The sequence below is a fragment of the Variovorax sp. 20P10.2.4 genome (assembly GCF_058244205.1).
Map to the genome: position 1 here is coordinate 1 of NZ_JBZAYE010001155.1, position 1,188 is coordinate 1,188.

General features: G+C 66.5%; 1 protein-coding gene. It reads right to left on the reverse strand.

The features are described from left to right. Positions 1–65 precede the first annotated feature (65 nt). On the reverse strand, positions 66–893 hold the full coding sequence (locus AC27VN_RS41920; protein WP_093339823.1) for an undecaprenyl-diphosphate phosphatase: 828 nt from the start codon (positions 891–893) through the stop codon (positions 66–68). Between the last annotated feature and the right edge of the window lie 295 nt (positions 894–1,188).

A 1,188-nucleotide genomic window follows, 5' to 3' on the forward strand; every position in this document is an offset into this window, starting at 1 on the left:
CCCGGCGCGACGCGCGTCGGGCTGCGGATGCCCGTCGGCGCGACCTGAGGTGAAAAGCCAGGGCCTTACTCGGCCCAGACGATCCAGCCCTGCCAGGCGGTGACCAGGATCAGGATGCCGAAGGCAATGCGGTACCAGGCGAACGGGATGAAGCTGTGCGAGCTGATGTAGCGCAGCAGCCAGCGCACGCACAACCAGGCGCTCAGGAACGAGAACAGCAGGCCGACCGCGAACAGCGGGATGTCGGCCACCGACAGCAGCGAGCGCACCTTGTAGAGGCTGTAGACGCCGGCGCCGATCAGCGTCGGGATCGCGAGGAAGAACGAGAAGTCGGTGGCCGCCTGGCGCGAGAGCCCCAGCAGCATGCCGCCGATGATGGTGGAGCCGCTGCGGCTGGTGCCCGGCACCATCGCGAAGCACTGCACCAGGCCGACCTTGAGGGCGTCCCAGGGCGTCATGTCGTCGACGTTCTCGACCCGCACCGAGCCCGGCGGCCGCTTCTCGGCCCACAGGATGATGAAGCCGCCGATGATGAAGGTGCTGGCCACCACGGCCGGCGTGAACAGGTGTTCCTTGATCACCTTGCCGAACAGCAGGCCCAGCACCACCGCGGGCAGGAAGCCGATCAGCACGTTGAGCGCGAAGCGCTGCGCCTTGGCCTGGCGCGGCAGCGCCACCACGGTCGAGCGGATCTTCTGCCAATAGACCATGATCACCGCGAAGATCGCGCCGGTCTGGATCGCGATCTCGAACACCTTGCCGCGCTCGTCGTCGAAGCCGCCGAGCAGCGAGCCCGCAAGAATCAGGTGGCCGGTCGACGAGATCGGGAGAAATTCGGTCAGCCCCTCCACGATACCCATGACGGCGGCCTTGACCAACAGAACGATATCCAACGCGTACTCCTTGAAAGAGCGGCAATTATCGCGAGGGAGCCGGTCAGGTCCGGTTCAGGCTCCGGAGGGTCGCGGGTGCCGGTCTCCGGCCGATTTTCGTATCGTTCTATGACATACCTAGTTTGGGGGATGGCGCCTACCGCCGGGCACGGTCACAGTCCAACCGCGCCGACGCCCCACGCCGGCGGCCAACCGAAGGACATTGCATGCTCGCCCCCGCGCCCGAGCGCGAAAAAGACGCCGACGAACACCTGCTGTGCCTCGAAGAGCACGCGTCGACCGCCGACGACCATGC